Raw genomic sequence first — 19,313 nt, 5'->3', positions numbered from 1 at the left:
ATGGCGCGGGACGACACCACGGCCGCCGAGGGCAGAAAAGCCGACCAAGACAAGCATCCGGGAACAGTCCACTTCGCCACCGTGCTCGAACGCGAGCACGAGACGATCAATGCGCGCCGCGAAGAAAAAAGCAGATCCGATATCCAGCCGGAATTCGATGGGACGAGCAGCCAAGATCCTGTTTACGACACAATAGGGCTCGCTTTGTCGGGCGGAGGGATTCGCTCCGCTGCGTTCTGTCTTGGCGCCCTGCAAGCCCTTGAGAGCGCCGGCGCGCTCACCCAGGTGGACTACCTCTCCACGGTATCGGGGGGCGGCTATATCGGTGCCTGCTGGTCGGGATTTACCGCCCATGAGGACAAGGAGGGCTTGCCGTTTCCCAGCGAGTTGAAGGCGGAAGAGCCTGCTCCACTGCGGCACATCAGGGATCACTCCAACTACCTCATCCCCCGAGGCCTGTGGGACGTGTTGCTCAGCTCAGCCATCTATCTCAGGGGCATCGCCGCCAACGTCTTGTTGGTCTTGCCTTGGCTCCTGCTGGCCGCGGCGATCACGATTGCGCTTTATCCAATACTGGATCTTGCGAGAGTTAGTGAGCATAGGTTCCTCCCGATCACTGTGTCGATTGCCTTGGTGCTGGGCCTGTTTCTCGCCGTCTGGGCGCTGTTCAAATCGGCCCGGGCAAAGAAAAATCGTCCCGAGATTCCCGGAATTGCCGGAATCGTGTTCGGATTTTATGTGGTGGTCCTCGCCATTACGGCCTTCGCCGAGCTGCAGCCCCACATTCTGAACTATCTCGTGACCGAGCACGCGGCAGCGGTCAAAGGCGTGCCTGGGGCGTCGTTGATGGCGTTCACTGCGGGGCTCGCAACGATTGCCGGCCTGTTTGGCAACAAGCTCACTTGGATCGTCAACCAGGTAACGAAAGACTCGTCACTCTGGGCGAAGGCAAAGGCCGTTCTCATCAAAGCGACCTTGTTCCTGGCCGCCTTGGCGCTCCCCATAATTCTTTGGCTGATCTACCTGCAGCTTTCTGTTTGGGGCATAGCAACGGACAGCGCAGGGCAGCCTGCCCCTTCAGTGCCCAGTTGGATCCAGACCTTGGCGGGATGGACGCTTGCGGGAAAGACTTATCTCGCCGGCCTGATGTCTTACCTTGTCAAACCGACCAGTGGGCTCGGTAAGCTGTTGTCGCATCTGGTGACCGATTCGGCCGTCGGTCTGCTTTATTTTGTCATGTTCTTTTTGCTCGTCTTTGCCTCTTTTGTATTGGGGCCAAACGCGAATTCGCTGCATCGGCTCTACCGCGACCGCCTCAGCAACGCATTTCTATTTAGGCGGAAGCTGCCCAAGGACGGCGGACCCGACCCAGTGGCAGCAATCTCCTATTTGCACCTCAGCCGTCTCAGTCACAGGTTCTCGCCCTATCACCTCATCAACTCTGCGCTGAACATTCAAAAATCGCGGCATGCTAACCAGCGCGGCAGGGACGCCGATTTTTTCCTGTTCAGCGCCAATTATGTCGGCAGCGACAGCACGGGTTATATCGAGACCGAAGTCATCGAGCGAGAGGTGACGGCCTTGGACCTTGGAACGGCCATGGCCATTTCCGGCGCGGCGGCTGCTTCGAACATGGGCGCAAATTTAAGACGATGGGCAATCACGCTCGCCCTTTTGAATGTGCGCTTGGGTTTTTGGTTTCCCAATCCAAAATTTGTCAAAAGGCATTCACCGAAGCTCGCCGCCCTTCGCGTCACCAACCTGTACTTGCTGTCGGAAATGTTCGGCTTTCTGCAAGAGAACCGACCCTTCCTCTATCTGACCGACGGCGGCCATATCGAGAATCTGGGGCTCTATCAGCTGCTACGTCGCCGCTGCAAATTGATCATCGTCATCGATGCAGAGGCCGATCCGAAGATGGCGTTCAACTCTTTCATCAAGGCCGAGCGCTATGCGCGGATCGATTTAGGGACCCGTATCGAATTGCCTTGGTACAAGATTCGCGACGCGACGCTACAGGTCAATCGCGCGATCGCAGAGAAGGGCGATTCTGGCGACCTCATTTCCTGCGCCGGGCCGCATTGTGCGCTTGGCACGATATACTATCCGGAGGGAGAAGGGGTCCTGCTCTACATCAAGTCGTCGTTGAGCGGCGACGAAAGCGATTACGTCATCAACTACAAAGCTCGCTACGCAACCTTTCCGCACGAGACGACCGGGGACCAGTTCTTCAGCGAGGAACAGTTCGAGGCCTATCGGAATTTGGGCTTTCATGCCACTCAGGGCTTCTTCTCCGCCCGCGACACGGTCGCCGTTACGACGCCACCAGCTGCCCCGGAGGCAGCGGACCATCCCGGCAAGGCGCCGAGGCCGGAGAGCAAAGATTTCAGGGCCCGCGTGCAAGAGCTTCTTGAGTCTCATCCGCCCGAGGAGACCCTCCGAAGCATTGGGCGGCGCTGAGTTCTCACCGCACTGAGATTTCCCTTTCCCCGTTCCAAGGACGAGCAAGGGGTTTCACTCGAACGACGATTCCGTGACGAGAGGTCGGCGCTCGATGTGAATTGAGCGCATGATTGACGAGTTCGAGGCCATGGATAGGGCGTCCTCGTCGCTGCTCGATCGGCCCCGACGCCTGTTGTACAAACAGGCAAACGATATTATACATTACGTATAACGACGGAGTGGCCGCCCATGAAGATCGAGATCAAGCGAATCGGGAATTCTGAAGGGCTGATTTTGCCGAGGGAGTTGATGCGCCGGCTCGATCTCAAGCACGGCCAGCAATTGCACATCACGGAACTGCCTGGCGGCGGGTTCCAGGCGCTGCCCTACGATCCCGATTTCGAAAAGACGATGGAGATCGTCGAGGAGATCATCGACGAATATCGCGACACGCTGGCTGCGCTCGCGAAGTGACCGAGCCGAAGTGGTTTACCTACGAACAGGCGGTGGCCGCGCACAGCCTCCAGCTTCGCCGCTATGGCGGAGCGCCAGGTCTGTGCGATGAAGGCTTGTTGCGCTCGGCTTTGGAGCGGCCTTGCAACAAGTGGCACTACGAGCGTGCTGAGCTTCCCGAACTTGCCGCCGCGTATGCTTTTGGATTGATCAAGAACCACGCTTTCGTCGACGGCAACAAGCGGATCGCGTTCATCAGCATGGTCGTGTTTCTTCGTCGGAACGGGATTGCATTCAAGCCTGATCAAGCACAGTCCACGGCGATCATTCTCGCAGTTGCCGCGGGCGAAGTGAGCGAGCAAAGTCTCGCGCGCTGGATTCGGGACAACTGGCCGCCGTCGTAATGCGTGCCGCTCAGTGGCTGGCGAAGGTTTCGGTGGCGCCGTCCTTCTTGATCAGGAGCACGTCGTAAGGCTCGAACTCGGCGCCCTGCTCCATGCCGGGAGAGCCGACCGGCATGCCAGGGACGGCGAGACCGATCGCATCGGGGCGCTCGGCGACGAGGCGCTTGATATCGGTCCCCGGCACGTGGCCCTCGATGACATAGCCGTCGATCTTGGCGGTGTGGCAGGAGGCGAGCTTGTCGCCGATGCCGGCTTGCCGCTTCAGCGCCGCGAGCGTGCTTGCATCGGCCGCGTTCACCTTCACGGTAAAGCCGTTGGCCTCAAGATGCTTGATCCAGGCGCCGCAGCATTCGCAGGTCGCCGATTTCCAGACCTCGATCGATGGGGCTGTATCGGTGGCGCTGGCGGGCGTCAGCCCAAGGATCACGAGCGAGAACACGAGCAGGATTCGCAGCGTCATTGCATGGTCCTCCTGCCGCCAGCATGGACGTGCTAAGACGCCTCAGCAATTGACAATTTCGTCAATGGCGGACAACGCGCCAACCCTGGCAATTTCCGTCGTCCGCCTTACCTTTGGGTGCAATGGCTTCCGATAAAGAACGCAATCGCCTGACCGCCCGCGTGCAGCGCTACGGGCGCGTCGGCGCCAATGTCGGTGGCGTGGCAGCCCGGATCGCTGGCGCGAGGCTGCTCGGATTCGATCCAGACCGCGACCGGGAGGCCTCGGCTCTTGCCTCGGCGCTTGGCGGCCTGAAAGGCCCGATCATGAAGGTGGCGCAGCTGCTCGCCACCATCCCCGAGGCGCTTCCTGCCGAGTACGCCGCCGAGCTCGGTCAGCTGCAGAGCCAGGCGCCGCCGATGGGCTGGCCCTTCGTGCGCCGGCGCATGGCGGCTGAGCTCGGGCCCGATTGGGAGAGCCGCTTTGCGAGCTTCGAACGTGAAGCCGCGGCGTCGGCCTCGCTCGGCCAGGTGCATCGGGCGTGCGCCCATGACGGGCGGTCCTTGGCCGCCAAGCTGCAATATCCCGACATGCAGTCGGCCGTCGAAGCGGATCTGAAGCAGCTCGCTTTGTTGTTCACCATCCATCGGCAGCTCAGGCCCGCGATCGAGACCTCCGAGATGAAAGAGGAGATCGCGGCCCGTTTGCGCGAAGAGCTCGACTACGATCTCGAAGCGGGCCACATGCGCTTGTACCGGCTGATCTTCGAAGACGACTTGCTCATTCGCGTGCCTGAGGTCCTGCCCGAGCTTTCCACGCAGAGGCTGCTCACCATGACCTGGCTCGAGGGGCGCCGTCTCCTCGACTACACCGACAGGCCGCTCGACGAGCGCAACCAAATCGCCCGGGCCATGTTCCGCGCCTGGTGGTACCCGTTCAGCCATTACGGCGTGATCCACGGCGACCCGCATCTCGGTAACTACACGGTGTTTGAAGACGGAGAGGGCAAGGCCGCAGGCATCAACCTGCTCGACTATGGCTGCATGCGCACCTTCGCGCCGAAATTCATTCAAGGGGTGATCGATCTTTATCGCGGGCTTTTGACCGGCGACCGCGCGCTTGTGGTGCACGCCTACGAGACCTGGGGCTTCGCCGGGCTCTCCAACGAGCTGATCGACATCCTCAACATCTGGGCGAACTTCATCTATGGGCCCATGCTCGATGACCGCGTGCGCACCATCGCCGAGGACCGAAATATCGGCATGTATGGGCGGCGCGAGGCCTTCAAGGTGCATCAGGGTTTGCGCGACAAGGGGCCGGTCAGGGTGCCGCGCGAGTTCGTGTTCATGGACCGCGCGGCGATCGGGCTCGGCGGGGTATTCCTGCACCTCAATGCCGAGCTGAACTTCCATCGCCTGTTCGACGACACCATCGCCGGCGTCGACCTTGACGACGTGGCGCGGCAACAGAGGCAAGCCTTCATGGCGTCCGGCGTGCCGCTGCCCGAGGGAACGAGCTAGGGGGAGGGGCCTTCATTACGAGCATTGCAGAAATATGCGTCTATGGAGTCAAGCGCAAACCGGGTCGGCCCCAGAACCCCCGGATTGCCCGGTCGACCGGCTTTGTGCTATCTCGCGCCAGCAGAACAGGGGCATTGAAAGCACAAGGGGAGTGGAATGCATATCGATCCAGCCGAATGCAATCCGGCGATGGACTACGCCGAGCATCAGAAGACCTACAAACTGTTCCTCAAACTCGCGCTCTGCACGATCGTCGGCGTTGCCGTCCTCATGGCGCTTATGGCCGTGTTCGTGGTCTAACCGGGCTCAGACCTCCCCGCCTTGAGGGTGGCGCGATCCCGCCGCCAGCCATTCGACTTGGGACCTTACGCGCAAGCGCTTGAAGCACCGGCGGCGAGCCCGCTGACGGAGTCACGATGATCATCATTGGCGTGCCCGCCGAAAGCGCCGACGAGCCGCGCATCGGGCTCAGTCCCGAAACCGCGAAGAAGTTCGTCAAGCTTGGGGCGAAGGTGCTGATCAGCTCGGGCGCCGGGCTTCGCTCACATTTCCCCGACCAGGAGTACAAGGACGCCGGCGCCGAGATCGTCGCGACCGATGCCGACGCGGTCAAGGACGCCGATATCGTGCTCACCGTGCGGCGGCCGCCGCTCCCGCTGGTCAAAGCCATGAAACAAGGCGCCATGCTGGTCGCCATGCTCGATCCTTATTCGGACGAAGACGGCTTGCAGGCGCTTGCCAAGACCGGCGCCTCGCTGTTCGCCATGGAATTGATGCCGCGTATCAGCCGGGCGCAGAGCATGGACGTGCTGTCGAGCCAGGCCAATCTTGCCGGCTACAAGGCCGTGGTCGATGCCGCGGCCCTCTTCGAGCGGGCACTGCCGATGATGATGACCGCGGCCGGCACCGTGCCTGCGGCGCGCGTGTTTGTCATGGGCGTGGGCGTGGCGGGGCTCCAGGCCATCGCCACGGCCCGGCGGCTCGGCGCCATCGTCACCGCGACCGATGTGCGCCCTGCGGTCAAGGAGCAAGTGGCCTCGCTCGGCGCCAAATTCATCGCGGTCGAGGATGAGGAGTTCAAGCAGGCAGAGACCGCTGCCGGCTACGCCAAGGAGATGTCCGACGAATACAAGAAGAAGCAGGCGGCGCTCGTGGCCGAGCACGTCAAGACGCAAGACATCGTCATCACCACGGCGCTGATCCCCGGGCGCCCGGCGCCGAAGCTCCTCTCCAAGGCCATGATCGAAAGCATGCGCCCAGGCTCAATCATCGTCGATCTTGCCGTTGAGCGCGGCGGCAATGCCGAGCTCGCCAAGGCTGGAGAAGTGGTTGAGCACAATGGCGTGCGCATCATGGGCAAGCCCAATCTTCCAGGCGCCATCCCGGTGAATGCGTCGAGCCTCTATGCCCGCAACCTGGTCGCCTTCATCGAGCCGATGATCGACAAGAAAACCGGGGCGCTTGCCGTCAATTGGGACGACGAGCTGGTCAAGGGCACGCTGATCGCCAAGGACGGCGCCATCGTGAACGCAATGATTGCCGGGCGGGCCGGCGCTGCGGCGACGCCGACCGGAAAACCCGCCAAGCCCAAACCGACTTCAAGACCCAAGACGAACGGCAACGGAGCCGCCGAGGCGAAACCGAGAGGAGGCAAGTCATGAGGTTGCGGAGCTTGGCGACCAGCCTTGTCAGTTTGGCGGTCTTCGTCTTCTTGCTGACGCTGCCGGCGACGGAAGCCTTGGCCAAGGAGGGCGCCGAAGGCGGCCACAGCTTCATCTCATTCTTCTCGATTTTCGTGCTGGCGATCTTCGTCGGCTATTACGTGGTGTGGAGCGTGACGCCGGCGCTGCATACGCCTTTGATGAGCGTGACCAACGCCATCTCATCGGTGATCGTGGTCGGAGCGCTGCTCGCGGTCAGCGTCGAGGCGGTGGGTGGAGTTTCCGCGCAAGGCTGGACGGCGAAGCTGTTGGGCTTCGCCGCGCTTATCATGGCCAGCGTCAATATTTTCGGCGGCTTCCTCGTCACCCAGCGCATGCTCGGCATGTACCAGAAGAAAAAGAAATGAGTGTCTCGATGGTCTTGCCGCAAGCGCTGTTGAACCGGGCCGGCGTTGCAACTGGCTCTCCCCTCCACCCTTGTGGGGGAGGGATAGGGAGGGGGGTTCGAAAACGGACTCGCTGCATACCCCCCTCCGCGCACTCAAGTGAGCGCGCGTGCTCCCCCACAAGGGGGGAGCGGGGGGCTCGCTGATGCCGTCGGATCTCGTGGCGCTGCTCTATCTCGTCGCCGGCGTCCTGTTCATCCTGGCTCTGCGCGGGCTGTCGTCGCCCGAGACCTCGCGCCGCGGCAATTATCTCGGCATGACCGGCATGGCGATTGCGGTCGCCACAACGCTTGCCGTGGCGCGCCCATCGGATCCCATGACCTGGGGCATGATCTTGGGCGGCATCGCCATCGGCGGCGGCGTCGGCGCGTTTATCGCGCGGCGCATCCCGATGACGGCGATGCCGGAGCTGGTCGCCGCCTTTCACTCGCTGGTCGGCATGGCGGCGGTGCTGGTTGCCGCCGCGGCCTTCTACGCGCCCGAGGCCTTCGGCATCGGCACCCCCGGCGACATCCACAAAGCAAGCCTGATCGAGATGTCGTTGGGAGCTGCCATCGGCGCCATCACCTTCTCAGGCTCGGTGATCGCCTTCCTCAAGCTTTCGGGGCGCATGTCGGGCAAGCCGATCCTGTTGCCGGCGCGCCATGCCATCAACATCGCGCTCGCGCTTCTGCTCGTGTTCTGCATCGTGATGTTCTACCGCGAGCAGACGGCCTTCTATTTCTGGGCGATCGCGCTCCTGTCCTACCTGCTCGGGGTGCTGATCATCGTTCCGATCGGCGGTGCCGACATGCCGGTGGTCATCTCCATGCTCAACTCCTATTCGGGGTGGGCGGCAGCGGGCATCGGCTTCACTCTCGGCAACACCGCGCTGATCGTGACCGGCGCGCTGGTCGGCTCGTCCGGCGCCATCCTCTCCTACATCATGTGCAAGGGGATGAACCGCTCCTTCCTCAACGTGATCCTCGGTGGGTTTGGCGGCGAGGTGGCGGGGCCTACGGCGGGCGCAGAGCAGAGGCCGGTCAAGCTCGGCTCGGCCGAGGATGCCGCCTATCTCATGAAGAATGCGAGCAAGGTGATCATCGTGCCCGGCTACGGCATGGCCGTGGCGCAGGCACAGCATGCCTTGCGCGAGATGGCCGACAAGCTGAAGGCGGCCGGCGTCGAGGTGAAATATGCCATCCATCCGGTGGCGGGCCGCATGCCGGGGCACATGAACGTGCTGCTCGCCGAAGCCAACGTGCCCTATGACGAGGTGTTCGAGCTCGAGGACATCAACAGCGAATTTGCGCAAACCGACGTGGCTTACGTGATCGGCGCCAACGACGTGACCAATCCGGCCGCAGAGGACGATCCTTCATCGCCGATCTACGGCATGCCGGTCTTGCAGGTGTGGAAGGCCGGCACCGTCATCTTCAACAAGCGGTCGCTGGCGAGCGGCTATGCCGGCATCGACAACCCGCTGTTCTACCGCGACAACACCATGATGGCGCTCGGCGACGCGAAAAAGATGACCGAGGAGATCGCCAAGGCGCTGTAGGGCCGCTCAGGCTTCCCGGCAAAAACGGCCGAACTCCTTAACCTATTTGATTTATTCCCTTTTTTGCCGGATTGAGGTCACGCCATGGCCGTATTGACCGTGTGTTTGACCCCCGGTTCAAGGGGCTTCCCCCCATCGCCAGCACGAGGCTACGAGCACATTTTGCGTGGACTAAGTGACAAATCGCACAGGCTCTTTCAGGCCTGCGCAGCTAAGACGAGGCGCGACCGGCAAGACTTAGCCGGTCTGGCGGCTCGACCCGACGGCTTGGCGTTCTGACTCCATCGAAAATTGGGGATGACGCGGCTCACCGGCGTGGGTGATGAGCCGTTGTCATCGTATTGCTGAACGCCATGTTCAAGTTCGGTTCAGAGAGGAAACCATAAAAAGAGCATGACTCTTGCAGGAATTAATGGAAAGGCTTTGATCGCGCCATGTTGAATCTCTTGCTCTCACTTCTCGGGACCTACGCGCTGATATGTTTCGGCGCCTGGGTGCTGCATCGCTACTTTCTGTACATGCCCGACAAGAAGCGCTACGCGCCCAAGGATGTTGGCCTCGCCGAGGTGGAAGAGATCACCTTCGAGGGCAGAGGCGGCGTCAAGCTGATCGCCTGGTATCTGCCGGCGCGGCGCGGCAAGCCCACGCTGCTTTATTTCACCGGCCAAAGCGGTTCGACCGCCAATCGTGCCCGCAAAATCGAGGCGATCGCGGCGAGCGGCTATGGCGTGTTCATGCTCAACTACCGCCGCTTCGGCGGTTCCGGCGGCTGGCCGACCGAGGCCAACAATATCGCTGATGCCGTCGCAGCCCACGCCTATCTGGAAGAGGAGCTTGGCGTTTCACCCCGCAATATCGTGGCATATGGTGAATCGCTCGGCACCGGCGTCGCCACCCGGCTTGCTCTGCTGCGCCCGGTGAAGGCCCTGGTGCTGGAAGCGCCCTTCACCTCGGTGGTCGATGTCGGCCGCCAAGTCTGGTGGTTCCTGCCGCTTCGCCTGGTGATGACCGATCAGTACCGCACCATCGACCGCATCGGCTCGGTCAAGGTGCCGCTGCTCATCGTGCATGGCGCCCGCGACAGCATGATCCCGGTGGCGCAGGCACGCCAGGTCTATGCTGCGGCCAACGAGCCAAAGACGCTGGCCATTCTCCGTCGCGGCGATCACAACGATCTGTTCGACCACGGCGCCTGGGGGAAGGTCACGGCGTTTCTCGACACGCGCGAGCCGGTTCTGCGCCCTGCGGTCGTCCGGCCGGTCTATGTCGAGCAGGTGGCGTTGGCCTCGTAGCCCAGACCTAAGACCACAATCGATACGTCATGGCCGGGCGCAGTCCCGGCCATTCACGTCTTGTCATTCCCGCGGAGGCGGGAATCCAGTAGCCCCTGCGATCATCGTGAAAGTGCGGTGATTACTGGATTGCCCGGTCAAGCCGGGCAATGACATTCCATTTATTGAAATGCAGAGCGCCTTAGCGCGGAGCGCGGGTGGGCGTGCGCGGCCTTGCCGAAACGAGGCCCTCGCGCTGAGCCTTCTTGCGGGCGAGCTTGCGGGCCCGGCGGATGGCCTCGGCCTTCTCGCGAGCGCGCTTCTCGGACGGCTTTTCGTAGTAGTTGCGGAGCTTCATCTCGCGGAAGATGCCTTCGCGCTGCATCTTTTTCTTCAGCGCCCTGAGGGCCTGATCCACATTGTTATCGCGAACGACGACCTGCACGCGCGTCACTCTCCGTTTCAGAGGGTTGAGGAAATTTGGGACTGGCAAAAGCCAACCCTGGCCGGAACCAAAGGTTCCGAATCCACGACTGCTCTAACAAAAGAGCCGCCGATTGTCCAGCGATGCCGTGTCATGAACTCTTGGGCAATAACCTGGTGAAGTGGCCCATCTTGCGGCCTGGCCTCGCCGCGGCCTTGCCGTAGAGATGCACCGCCACGCCCTCCTCGCACGCCAACTCGCGCCAGCGCTCGACGTCGGCGCCGATCAGATTGGTCATCACCGCATCGCTGTGGCGCGCGGTTTCGCCGAGCGGCCAGCCGGCTATCGCCCTGATATGGTTCTCGAATTGGCTCACGAGGCAGGCGTCGATGGTCCAATGGCCTGAATTGTGCACCCTCGGCGCGATCTCATTGACGAGAAGGCGGGAGGCTTCGCCCCGAGGAGCTTCACCCTCGCGCTGAAACATCTCCACGCACAAGACGCCGACATGGCCAAGCGCTTCGGCGACGGTTCCGGCGATGCGCCGTGCCTCGAGGACGCAACCGGCGTCGATGCGGGCCGGAACGCGGCTGACGGCAAGGATGCCGTTCTGGTGCACGTTCTCGACCGGATCGTAGAATTTGAGCGCGCCGTCCTGCCCGCGCACCACGAGGACGGAAATCTCACGCTCGAAGGCGACCAGGCGTTCGATGAGGGCGGGTTGCCCGCGCAGCTCCGTCAGAGCCGCCAAGGCTTCCGCCTCGTTGCGGACGAGCGCCTGCCCCTTGCCGTCATAGCCGAAGCGCCGCGTCTTCAGGATCGCCGGCAGCCGCACATGCGCCAATGCATCGCGCAGGCTCTGCTCGTCATGCACGTCGGCATAGTCGGCGACCGGGATGCCGAGGGCGCGCATGAAGTCCTTCTCCACGAGCCGGTCCTGGGCCACGGCGAAGGCTTTGGCGGGGGGATGGACCGGCGCCTTGTTCCCAGCGATCTCAAGCGCGCGGGCCGGCACGTTCTCGAACTCGCAGGTGACCACGTCGACGCTCGAGGCAAAGGCGCCGAGCGATGCCTCGTCGGCGAACGATCCGACCGTCGAGAACGCCGACACGTCGAAGGCCGGCACATCAGGCTCATCGGAATAGATGTGGCTCTTGAGCCCAAGCCGCGCCGCGGCGAGCGCCAGCATGCGGCCGAGCTGGCCGCCGCCCAGGATACCGATGATGCTTCCCGGAGAGAGGGCTTCAGGCATTATCCTCAGGCGCCTCGGCTACGCCGTCGGTTTGTGCCGCGCGCCAGGCCATGACCCGGGTGGCGAGCGCATGATCGGAGAGGGCGAGAATCTGCGCCGCCAGCAGGCCGGCATTGGCGGCGCCGGCCGCGCCGATGGCGAGCGTCCCCACCGGAACGCCGGCAGGCATCTGGGCGATGGAGAGCAGGCTGTCGAGGCCCTTGAGCGACCGGCTCTCGATCGGCACGCCAAGCACGGGCAGCTCGGTCATCGAGGCGGTCATGCCTGGCAGGTGGGCAGCGCCTCCGGCCCCGGCAATGATCACCTTCAACCCCCGTTCCCGCGCGCTCGTGGCGTAATCATAGAGGCGCTTTGGGGTACGATGGGCCGAGACGATGCGGGTTTCGTAGGGCACGCGCAGCGCGTCGAGCACGGCGGCCGCGGCCTTCAGGGTCGGCCAGTCGGATTTGCTGCCCATGATGATGCCGACGCCGGGCTTCTCATCGCTCATGTCAGGCTCATGTCTTGGGAGGGTGCCTAGGCTGCGCGAAAAGCGGGGGATTTATAGGGTTGCGTGGGACTTGGCAAGGAGATTGGACCTGGAGCGGCGGCCGCTGTTGCCTCACAATAGCTGGCGATAAGCCGGCTGAAATCGGCATTTCCGGGGGGAAACAGCGCATGATGAAGCTCTTTCTATTGGTCGCCGCGGCGATCCTCGTTCCCGTGGCGCTCAGCTACGGCGTCGATCCGGCCGTCATACTTCCGAAGTTCATGAACATCACGGTCGAGGGGGTCGACCAAACCCACATCTTTCGTGCCCTGATGTGCCTCTATCTCGGCATGTCCACCTTCTGCGTCATCGCCGCGTTCACGCCGTCCTGGCGGCATGTCGCGGTGATCTGGGCGGTGTTCTTCGCCTTTTCGCTCGCGATCGGGCGGATTCTCAGTATCGTCGTTGACGGCATGCCGAGCCGCATATTGCTGCTCTATCTCGCCGTTGAGCTTGCGATCGGTATTTGGGGTCTCGCGGTGCTCTCCCGTGAGCGGCGGAAAGCTCGAAGCTAGGCGATGATGTCGGGCAGAAGCTGGTCCTCGATGCGGGCGATCTCGTCCTTGAGGAACAGTTTTTTCTTTTTCAACCGCTTGAGCTGAAGCTGATCGGCGCGGCCCGATTCCTCCAACGCGTTGATGGCGCTGTCGAGATCGCGGTGCTCTTGCTTGAGCTTGAGCAACGTCGCCCGGAGCTCGCGAATCTCCTCGCTCTCCATGGACGCCCCAGCTCCTCGTTGTGCCTTGAGGGGACCGGCAAAGTATCACGGCGAATCCCAGACCGCGCAAGGCTTGTAGCATGGGGTTGCGCGGGTTGGCGCACGGGCCCGAAGTGGGCCGGAGCGACGCCCTGACACGGGCGTGGACATTAGACAAATCGTCTCCGATTTGTCACAATAACCAGCCCTGGACCAACTGAGTCGGAGGTCTGAATATGGCGCTCGACGCACATCTCGTGGAGTTGTCTGAAAAGCATCGTCAACTGGATCGGAAAATCGAGGAAGAGATGAGCCGGCCGACGGCCGACGATCTCAAGATCACTGAGCTGAAACGCCAAAAGCTGCGTCTCAAGGATGAAATCGAGCGGCTCAAGCATCAGATGAGCCATTAGGGCGGGAACAAGCCCCGCCTAACGAGGGACTCGAAGTAGCAAGCAATCACGTGGCGATCTCCCGCGCATGCGCCTGCGCGGAGAGCGCCCATTTTTGCGGGTAGGCGAGCGCCGATTTGACCAAGGTCAATGAGCCCGCCGCGGGAACACCTCATCATTGAACATCAATGGAGAGGATTCGGGCGGTGCCGGCACGGAGCATCGGCGAAGCAGCGTGGAGCGTGGTCAAGACGGGGCTCACGGCGAGCGTGGCTCTTCTCGTCGCGACCCTCTCCGCCAATGCCGCCGAGAAGACCCTCATCGACAAGGGCGAAGTGCTGGTCAGGGAGAACTGCTCGCGCTGCCACGCGATCGGCAAGGAGGGCGACAGCCCTCACAAGGAAGCGCCGCCCTTCCGCACCCTGGCCAAGAACTATCCGATCGAGGACCTCGCCGAATCGCTTGCCGAAGGGATCGTCTCAGGGCACCCCGACATGCCGATCTTCGTGTTCGGTCCGCACGACGTCGAGGCGCTCATCGAATATCTGCAGAGCATCCAGGCGCAATAGGGTCAGCGCCCTTTCTCGGCCTTGGCGGCAAGCGCGACCGCGTGCGCCCGCCGCGCCCAAGCCACAAGCTCGTCGGGGTCGTCGAGGAGCCGTTCCGGAACCTCCCAATAGGACAACGCGACCGGGCCGCGGCCTTTCGGGCGATAGGTGAAAGGGCCTTTCCCTTCGGCGGCGAAGGCACGCGCCGAAACCTCGTCGGCTTTGAGATAGAGGGTGTCCTCTGCGAGGATGGCGAACATCACCCCGTCGGCATAGACGCCGGCGCCGCCGAACATGCGGCGGATGCTGACCGGCCCGAAATCCGCAAGCAGATCCTGAATGAAAGTCTTGTAGGCGGGGCTGACCGGCATGGGACAAGACTGATCTGATGCGCCAGAACTTAAAATCCAAACGGTGTAATCCTATTTGAATGTACCCCCAATCTCGCCGCAGCACCCGAATTGGCAGCGGGACGAAGTCAAATAGCCAACCAAACAAGCTGGTCTCCTCAAAGGGGCCGGCGGAGTTCGCCAGATCTCAACAATGACGTCGATAGTTAGAAGCCCGGGAATAACTCCCTCAGAGCGATACTTGGCCAACTTGGCCGACCGCACTTTCCTAAATTTGTGGTGCTATCCCAATGTGTTCATCGATAAGCGAACTGGTGCGCGTGGCGATGGGAAAGAGCTATGCGATCTGCTGGTTGTTTGTGGTGACCACGTCTTGGTCTTCAGCGACAAGACTGTTGCTTGGCCCAAGATCGACGATGTCGGTTTGGCTTGGCGGCGGTGGTTCAAACGTGCCGTGCTGAAGTCGGCGCAGCAGGTTCAGGGCGCTGCTAGGTGGATTGACCAGTTCCCAGACAGGATCTTCCTTGATCGGCGATGCACGCAACTACTTCCATTGCAATTACCGCCGAGGAACAGGCGCAAATTTCACGGAGTCGTTGTAGCCCTTGGCGCTGGACGGGCTTGCCAAGAATTCTTTGGCGGGGGTTCCGGCAGCTTGATGATCTGTCCTGATCTGAAGGCTGACGATCATCTAAGAGAGGCCGGATTTATTCCCTTCGCTATCGGAGATATCTCTCCCGCCTCCTCGTTCGTGCACGTCTTCGACGATGCAACGTTCGATGTTGTGATGCGCGAACTGGATACCGTCGCGGATTTCACGGACTACCTCACAAAGAAGGAGGCGCTAGTTAGGTCGGGTCACCTTGTTGCTGCTGATGGTGAGGAAGATCTTTTGGCGTACTACATGACGCATGTGAATTCAGAAGGGGAACACGCCTTCACCCGACCCGACGGCGCTGCGCTAAGGAATAATGACTCTATAGTGATCTCCACGTGCTACTCGGACCTACGAGCACATCCGCAATACATCGCGAAAAGGAAGGCGGATGAACCATCATATGTCTGGGACCGTCTGATTGAGGCCTTTACCAATCATATGTTGGCGGGGACAACCATCGTTCCGGATGGTGCGCCCTTTGATATACGTCAGCACGAACAAGCTATCCGCCATATGGCACTTGTACCCCGCTACCTCCGAAGGCCATACGGGGATGGAATACTCGACGTACTCCAAAAAGGGACGAACGCCGTCAGATACACAAGGGCGTTCATCCCTCCGCCAACGAGCGCCCGCCCTGAGACGGGCTTCTTTTTTATGACGTTGTCGTTGCCGAAGACCGAGCTGGATGGAGGCTACGAGCAATATCGGCTCGGTCGTCGGACCATGCTCGAAGCCTATGCATTCACGTTCTTGGAGCGGTATCGGCATTTGGAGCGGGTGGTTGGAATAGCGACCGAACCGGCCCCAAGACCGGGCTCAAGGACTGGTTCTTCTGAAGATTTGATTGTTGCTGAGGTTTCAGAATGGACTGATGAATTCCTGGAAAGCTTGAGACAGCAACAAGAGGAATTTTTGATTGTCCGCGAGGGAAACTTTGAAGAGTACGCAATTCGAGGCAAGGAATTTCCCGATATTGACCACGCCGGCGAAAGCACGTCCGCAAGTCGACCAAATAGACATAAGCGTAGAGCGATCAAGGCTAAAGCACGTAAGTCGAAAGGCTGTGAGCCACCCAGAATCTAGGCACTGGCTCCCACGGTGTTGCCATTTTGGCATGTCAATTAACGTCTGTTTCGGGCATTCCTGCTTAACTGGAGCGACCGAATCAAGGCTGGCCGGAGAGGCCGGCGCGGAGGTCTCGAGCATGCAAAATAGGCTGATCTTGACGCTGTGGCTGGTGGGCGCCGTGCTCTATGCCGGCAGCACAGTATTTCTCGCCCACGCAGTGTTGGGCGGCGGCTCGAGCGCCCCCGACAAGGCCAAGGCCGCCACAGTCGCCGCGGCAACCGACGCGAAATGCCTAAAGGACAGCGTCGCAGCAGCCGACGCCAAGCCCGCCAAGCCTTCGGCCGACCAGCAGAAGACCGCCGCCATCGAGCCGAAAAAGCCTGCGGCTGCGCCGAGCCCGGCGAAGCCCTCAGCTCCAGAGACCGCCAACAGCGATTCCGCCGCGCTCAATCCTGCGCCGAATTCCGAGCAGCGCTCGGCCGAAACCGATCAGCCGTCTGAAGACCAGCCAGAGCCGGACACATCCTCGCCCGACAGCGCGCCGATCCCTGACGGCGTGCAGCAGCAAGATGCCCTGGGTCCTGACGCCGGTGAGGGGCAGCACGAGGTGGACCAATGGGCCCATGTCGTCGCCGGCACCGCCGACATGCGGTCGGAGCCGTCGATGCAGGCGGCGCTGATCTATGCGCTTCCCTCAGGCTGGCAGGTGCGGGTGATCTCGCGCCAACCCGGCTGGGTGCAGGTGCAGGATGCCAATAGCGGCGCTGCGGGCTGGGTTGAATCCTCGGCCATCGCCGAAGGCCCTGGCGCGGGCCCTGGCGGGCGCCCGGGATACGGCGCCGATCAGCGCCCCTTCGATCCCTATAATCGCTATGCCGAGGAGGGGTATCCATACGGCCAGCCGCCACCGCCTTGGCGGAGACCAGGCGGCGAGTTCGGCAATTTCCTGCGCCGCGCGCTTGGCGGCTGGTAGTCGCTGCGGCCTTCCAGGATTTTTGTCATCGCCCGGCTCGACCGGGCGATCCAGTAGCCACCACCTTCGATAGCACTGCGAGACCAGCGAATACTGGATGCCCGCCTTCGCGGGCATGACAAGAAGACGTGTATGGCCGGGACCCTCGGGTCGTAGCCCGAGGGCAGGCTAAGCCCGGCCATGACGAATGTGGATTAGGTTGGGGAGGCCGTTGCCTTAAGCCGCTGGCGGGACAATGCCTGGCCGTGGCTCGCGGGTGTGATCATGATGGCCGGCGTCTTGATGCGCTGCATCGTGATGGCCGGCATCGCCTAGCCCATTGCCGTTCTGCCCATTCGCGGCATGGCCATTTCCCTGATGGCCGTTCGCGTGGTGGCCGGCCACGCGACGCTCGTGCTTAACGGCGGCGCGGATCGACTCGCTCTGGGTGTAGAGCTCCATGTGCTCGGCGTCTTCCTCGGTGACGGGAATGAGAGCCTCGTCCTGATAGAGCTTGGCGGCGGGATCAGCCTCGATCTTGCGCAGGATTCTCTTGAGATGCAGCCAGCGCCGCACGAGCTTGGCAGCCTTCGCCGCGGTCTCGGCGGCGTAGCCCGCGTAGAACGACAGCGGCGATTGAGCAGGGAATCCCGGGCGCCGGTCCTTGCGGTATTTGACGCGGAAAATGCCCCATTGCAGGGGGTGCAGATTCTCGATCTTCATCGCGCTCGAGAACCACATCAGCACCGGCATGAGCGAGCGGACGTTGATGCCGGTGGCGGCGGCGCGCCGCATGATCGTCTCCAGATGCTCGTCGGTATAGAAGATCTCCCAGGCCGTTCGGTAAGCATCTTGCCACTCTTCCTTGGTCATCTTGGCGTGAGCCGTGACCACGTGCTCGAGCTCGTATTTGTTCATGTCCGGGTCCATCCAGACATTCTTCTCGAACAGGATCTTGTGGTCCTCGGAGCCAGGCAGCGGCGTCAGCACGAAAAACTCGAGCGCGTCGAGCGGCAGCTCCTTCTTGATGATCTCGAGGTCGTGGCGGATCGACTCGGGCGTGTCGTTGGGGAAGCCGAGAATGTAGCCGGCGAAGGTCATGATGCCGACCCGCTTCCATTCGAGCAGCATCTTGCGGTACTCGGTGATCTTGTTCTGCCGCTTCTTGGCCGCGATCAAATTCGCCGGGTTGATGTTCTCCAGCCCGATGAATACGCGGGTGACGCCGGCGCGGCGCGATTTCTCGATGAAGTTCGGGATCTTGTGGCAAAGCGTGTCGACCTGGATCATGAAGCGGACGTCCATGCCGTCCTCTTCACGCAATTTGATGATGCGGTCGTAGATCGCTTCCCAATCCTTGTTGCGGGCGAAATTGTCGTCGGTGATGAAGAAGCGCTTCACCCCTTGCGCCCAGTTCATGCGCAGGATCTGCTCGATCGAATCGGGCGAGCGGTAGCGCGACTTGCGCCCTTGCACATTGATGATGGTGCAGAACGAGCATTGGAAGGGACAGCCGCGTCCAGCGTCGAAGCTCGTGACATTGCCGACCGTGCGCTTGACGAAATCGACGGGAAGGAACGGCGGCGAGGGCACGTCGCCGATGCCGGGCAGCTCCTTCTTCATATGGTTATAGAGCGGCTTGAGCTCGCCCTTGGCAGCGTCGAGGAACACCTCGTCGAAACCTTCCTCGGCCTCGCCGGCGAAGATCGAGATGCCGAGGTCCTGGGCGACCTTGATGTCTACTTGCGTCTCTTTCAGCATGGCAAGGCAGCCCGAGACGTGGAAGCCGCCGATCATCACCTGCACGCCTTTGGCGCGGAACGCTCGGGCCAGGTCAAGCGTCCGGGGAAACTCGTTCGACTGGACGCCGACAAAGCCCACCAGGCCGAGCCCGCCATGGCTCGCGATGCGCTCGGCGAGCCTGTCCGGCCGCACCCTGGCGTTGGTCTCATCGATGGCAATCACGTCGATGGGAAGGTCAGGGCCAAGAATGCCGCGCTCGGCGGCACCGCAGGCCAAGGCGTAGACGGCGGCGAGCGAGTTCGAGGGCATGGTCGAGCGGAGCCATTGCACGACATAGCCGTCGGCGTCGTAATGCGACGGCTTGATGAGGATCAGCTGAAACCGCTTATCCCGTGCGTTGCTCAGCATTTATCGGCCCCAGTTTGAGGGCGCCCAAATTTCGGGGTGAAGGGGTTAGCCCCCGCGATCCAGCCGGCCATTACGGCAGAGCCAAACTCCGCCAGCCTTGCCTTTGAAACCCC

General features: G+C 61.9%; 21 protein-coding genes. 14 read left to right on the top strand and 7 right to left on the bottom strand.

The window, feature by feature from the left end:
* The 3 genes from ACREC7_RS04485 to ACREC7_RS04475 all read left to right on the top strand — a co-directional run bounded on the left by ACREC7_RS04485 (position 1) and on the right by ACREC7_RS04475 (position 3,299).
* A complete protein-coding gene (locus ACREC7_RS04485) occupies positions 1-2,460 on the top strand; it encodes a patatin-like phospholipase family protein (protein WP_431554495.1) in 2,460 nt (819 codons plus the stop codon).
* Between the two features lie 231 nt (positions 2,461-2,691).
* Positions 2,692-2,916, top strand: a complete 225-nt coding sequence (locus ACREC7_RS04480) for an AbrB/MazE/SpoVT family DNA-binding domain-containing protein (protein ID WP_431554494.1) — start codon at positions 2,692-2,694, stop codon at positions 2,914-2,916.
* Positions 2,913-3,299, top strand: coding sequence for a type II toxin-antitoxin system death-on-curing family toxin (locus ACREC7_RS04475; protein ID WP_431554493.1), 387 nt, complete (start codon positions 2,913-2,915; stop codon positions 3,297-3,299). Before ACREC7_RS04480 ends, ACREC7_RS04475 begins: the two co-directional genes overlap by 4 nt.
* Positions 3,300-3,309: 10 nt before the next feature.
* Here ACREC7_RS04475 and ACREC7_RS04470 read toward each other — a convergent pair whose 3' ends face one another.
* Positions 3,310-3,759: a DUF411 domain-containing protein gene (locus tag ACREC7_RS04470; RefSeq protein WP_431554492.1), complete on the bottom strand. Its 450-nt coding sequence runs from the start codon at positions 3,757-3,759 to the stop codon at positions 3,310-3,312.
* 122 nt (positions 3,760-3,881) lie between these two features.
* On the opposite strand from ACREC7_RS04470, the gene ACREC7_RS04465 reads away from it, so the two are divergent.
* The 6 genes from ACREC7_RS04465 to ACREC7_RS04440 all read left to right on the top strand — a co-directional run bounded on the left by ACREC7_RS04465 (position 3,882) and on the right by ACREC7_RS04440 (position 10,197).
* Positions 3,882-5,258 carry an ABC1 kinase family protein gene (locus tag ACREC7_RS04465; RefSeq protein WP_431554491.1) on the top strand — a complete coding sequence of 459 codons (1,377 nt, stop codon included), beginning with the start codon at positions 3,882-3,884 and terminating at the stop codon, positions 5,256-5,258.
* 156 nt (positions 5,259-5,414) lie between these two features.
* Positions 5,415-5,558 (top strand): aa3-type cytochrome c oxidase subunit IV, encoded by a 144-nt coding sequence (locus ACREC7_RS04460; RefSeq protein WP_431554490.1) that lies wholly within the window; start codon positions 5,415-5,417, stop codon positions 5,556-5,558.
* A 116-nt stretch (positions 5,559-5,674) separates the two neighbouring features.
* Positions 5,675-6,919, top strand: a complete 1,245-nt coding sequence (locus ACREC7_RS04455) for a Re/Si-specific NAD(P)(+) transhydrogenase subunit alpha (protein ID WP_431554489.1) — start codon at positions 5,675-5,677, stop codon at positions 6,917-6,919.
* Positions 6,916-7,326: a proton-translocating transhydrogenase family protein gene (locus tag ACREC7_RS04450; RefSeq protein ID WP_431554488.1), complete on the top strand. Its 411-nt coding sequence runs from the start codon at positions 6,916-6,918 to the stop codon at positions 7,324-7,326. Before ACREC7_RS04455 ends, ACREC7_RS04450 begins: the two co-directional genes overlap by 4 nt.
* 184 nt (positions 7,327-7,510) lie before the next feature.
* Positions 7,511-8,905 (top strand): NAD(P)(+) transhydrogenase (Re/Si-specific) subunit beta, encoded by a 1,395-nt coding sequence (locus ACREC7_RS04445; RefSeq protein WP_431554487.1) that lies wholly within the window; start codon positions 7,511-7,513, stop codon positions 8,903-8,905.
* A 434-nt stretch (positions 8,906-9,339) separates the two neighbouring features.
* Positions 9,340-10,197 carry an alpha/beta hydrolase gene (locus ACREC7_RS04440; protein WP_431554486.1) on the top strand — a complete coding sequence of 286 codons (858 nt, stop codon included), beginning with the start codon at positions 9,340-9,342 and terminating at the stop codon, positions 10,195-10,197.
* Positions 10,198-10,378: 181 nt separating this feature from the next.
* Here ACREC7_RS04440 and rpsU read toward each other — a convergent pair whose 3' ends face one another.
* The 3 genes from rpsU to purE form a co-directional block, all read right to left on the bottom strand.
* A complete protein-coding gene (gene rpsU, locus ACREC7_RS04435) occupies positions 10,379-10,621 on the bottom strand; it encodes a 30S ribosomal protein S21 (RefSeq protein WP_431554485.1) in 243 nt (80 codons plus the stop codon).
* A 130-nt stretch (positions 10,622-10,751) separates the two neighbouring features.
* Entirely contained in the window at positions 10,752-11,852 is a 1,101-nt protein-coding gene (locus ACREC7_RS04430) for a 5-(carboxyamino)imidazole ribonucleotide synthase (protein WP_431554484.1), read from the bottom strand.
* Positions 11,845-12,342 (bottom strand): 5-(carboxyamino)imidazole ribonucleotide mutase, encoded by a 498-nt coding sequence (purE, locus tag ACREC7_RS04425; protein WP_431554483.1) that lies wholly within the window; start codon positions 12,340-12,342, stop codon positions 11,845-11,847. The genes ACREC7_RS04430 and purE overlap by 8 nt, the downstream gene beginning before the upstream one ends.
* Positions 12,343-12,509: 167 nt before the next feature.
* On the opposite strand from purE, the gene ACREC7_RS04420 reads away from it, so the two are divergent.
* Entirely contained in the window at positions 12,510-12,896 is a 387-nt protein-coding gene (locus tag ACREC7_RS04420) for a DUF4345 domain-containing protein (RefSeq protein ID WP_431554482.1), read from the top strand.
* Here ACREC7_RS04420 and ACREC7_RS04415 read toward each other — a convergent pair.
* Complete coding sequence (locus ACREC7_RS04415; protein ID WP_424390399.1) at positions 12,893-13,099, bottom strand: YdcH family protein; 207 nt, start codon at positions 13,097-13,099, stop codon at positions 12,893-12,895. The two genes, ACREC7_RS04420 and ACREC7_RS04415, sit on opposite strands and share 4 nt — an antisense overlap.
* 215 nt (positions 13,100-13,314) lie before the next feature.
* On the opposite strand from ACREC7_RS04415, the gene ACREC7_RS04410 reads away from it, so the two are divergent.
* Positions 13,315-13,491, top strand: coding sequence for a YdcH family protein (locus tag ACREC7_RS04410; protein ID WP_424390400.1), 177 nt, complete (start codon positions 13,315-13,317; stop codon positions 13,489-13,491).
* 185 nt (positions 13,492-13,676) lie between these two features.
* Entirely contained in the window at positions 13,677-14,039 is a 363-nt protein-coding gene (locus ACREC7_RS04405; protein WP_431554481.1) for a c-type cytochrome, read from the top strand.
* Between the two features lie 2 nt (positions 14,040-14,041).
* Here the strand turns inward: ACREC7_RS04405 and ACREC7_RS04400 are convergent, their stop codons facing one another.
* Positions 14,042-14,389: a TfoX/Sxy family protein gene (locus ACREC7_RS04400; RefSeq protein WP_431554480.1), complete on the bottom strand. Its 348-nt coding sequence runs from the start codon at positions 14,387-14,389 to the stop codon at positions 14,042-14,044.
* A gap of 220 nt (positions 14,390-14,609) precedes the next feature.
* Here ACREC7_RS04400 and ACREC7_RS04395 point away from each other — a divergent pair, with 220 nt between their 5' ends.
* Both ACREC7_RS04395 and ACREC7_RS04390 read left to right on the top strand, forming a co-directional pair.
* Entirely contained in the window at positions 14,610-16,112 is a 1,503-nt protein-coding gene (locus tag ACREC7_RS04395) for a hypothetical protein (RefSeq protein ID WP_431554479.1), read from the top strand.
* A 121-nt stretch (positions 16,113-16,233) separates the two neighbouring features.
* Positions 16,234-17,070: an SH3 domain-containing protein gene (locus ACREC7_RS04390; RefSeq protein WP_431554478.1), complete on the top strand. Its 837-nt coding sequence runs from the start codon at positions 16,234-16,236 to the stop codon at positions 17,068-17,070.
* A gap of 216 nt (positions 17,071-17,286) precedes the next feature.
* Here the strand turns inward: ACREC7_RS04390 and ACREC7_RS04385 are convergent, their stop codons facing one another.
* Positions 17,287-19,200, bottom strand: coding sequence for a B12-binding domain-containing radical SAM protein (locus ACREC7_RS04385; protein ID WP_431554477.1), 1,914 nt, complete (start codon positions 19,198-19,200; stop codon positions 17,287-17,289).
* Between the last annotated feature and the right edge of the window lie 113 nt (positions 19,201-19,313).

The organism is Methyloceanibacter sp., from assembly GCF_050728395.1.
Taxonomy (GTDB): domain Bacteria; phylum Pseudomonadota; class Alphaproteobacteria; order Rhizobiales; family Methyloligellaceae; genus Methyloceanibacter.
This window is presented reverse-complemented; position numbering and strand designations above follow the sequence as displayed.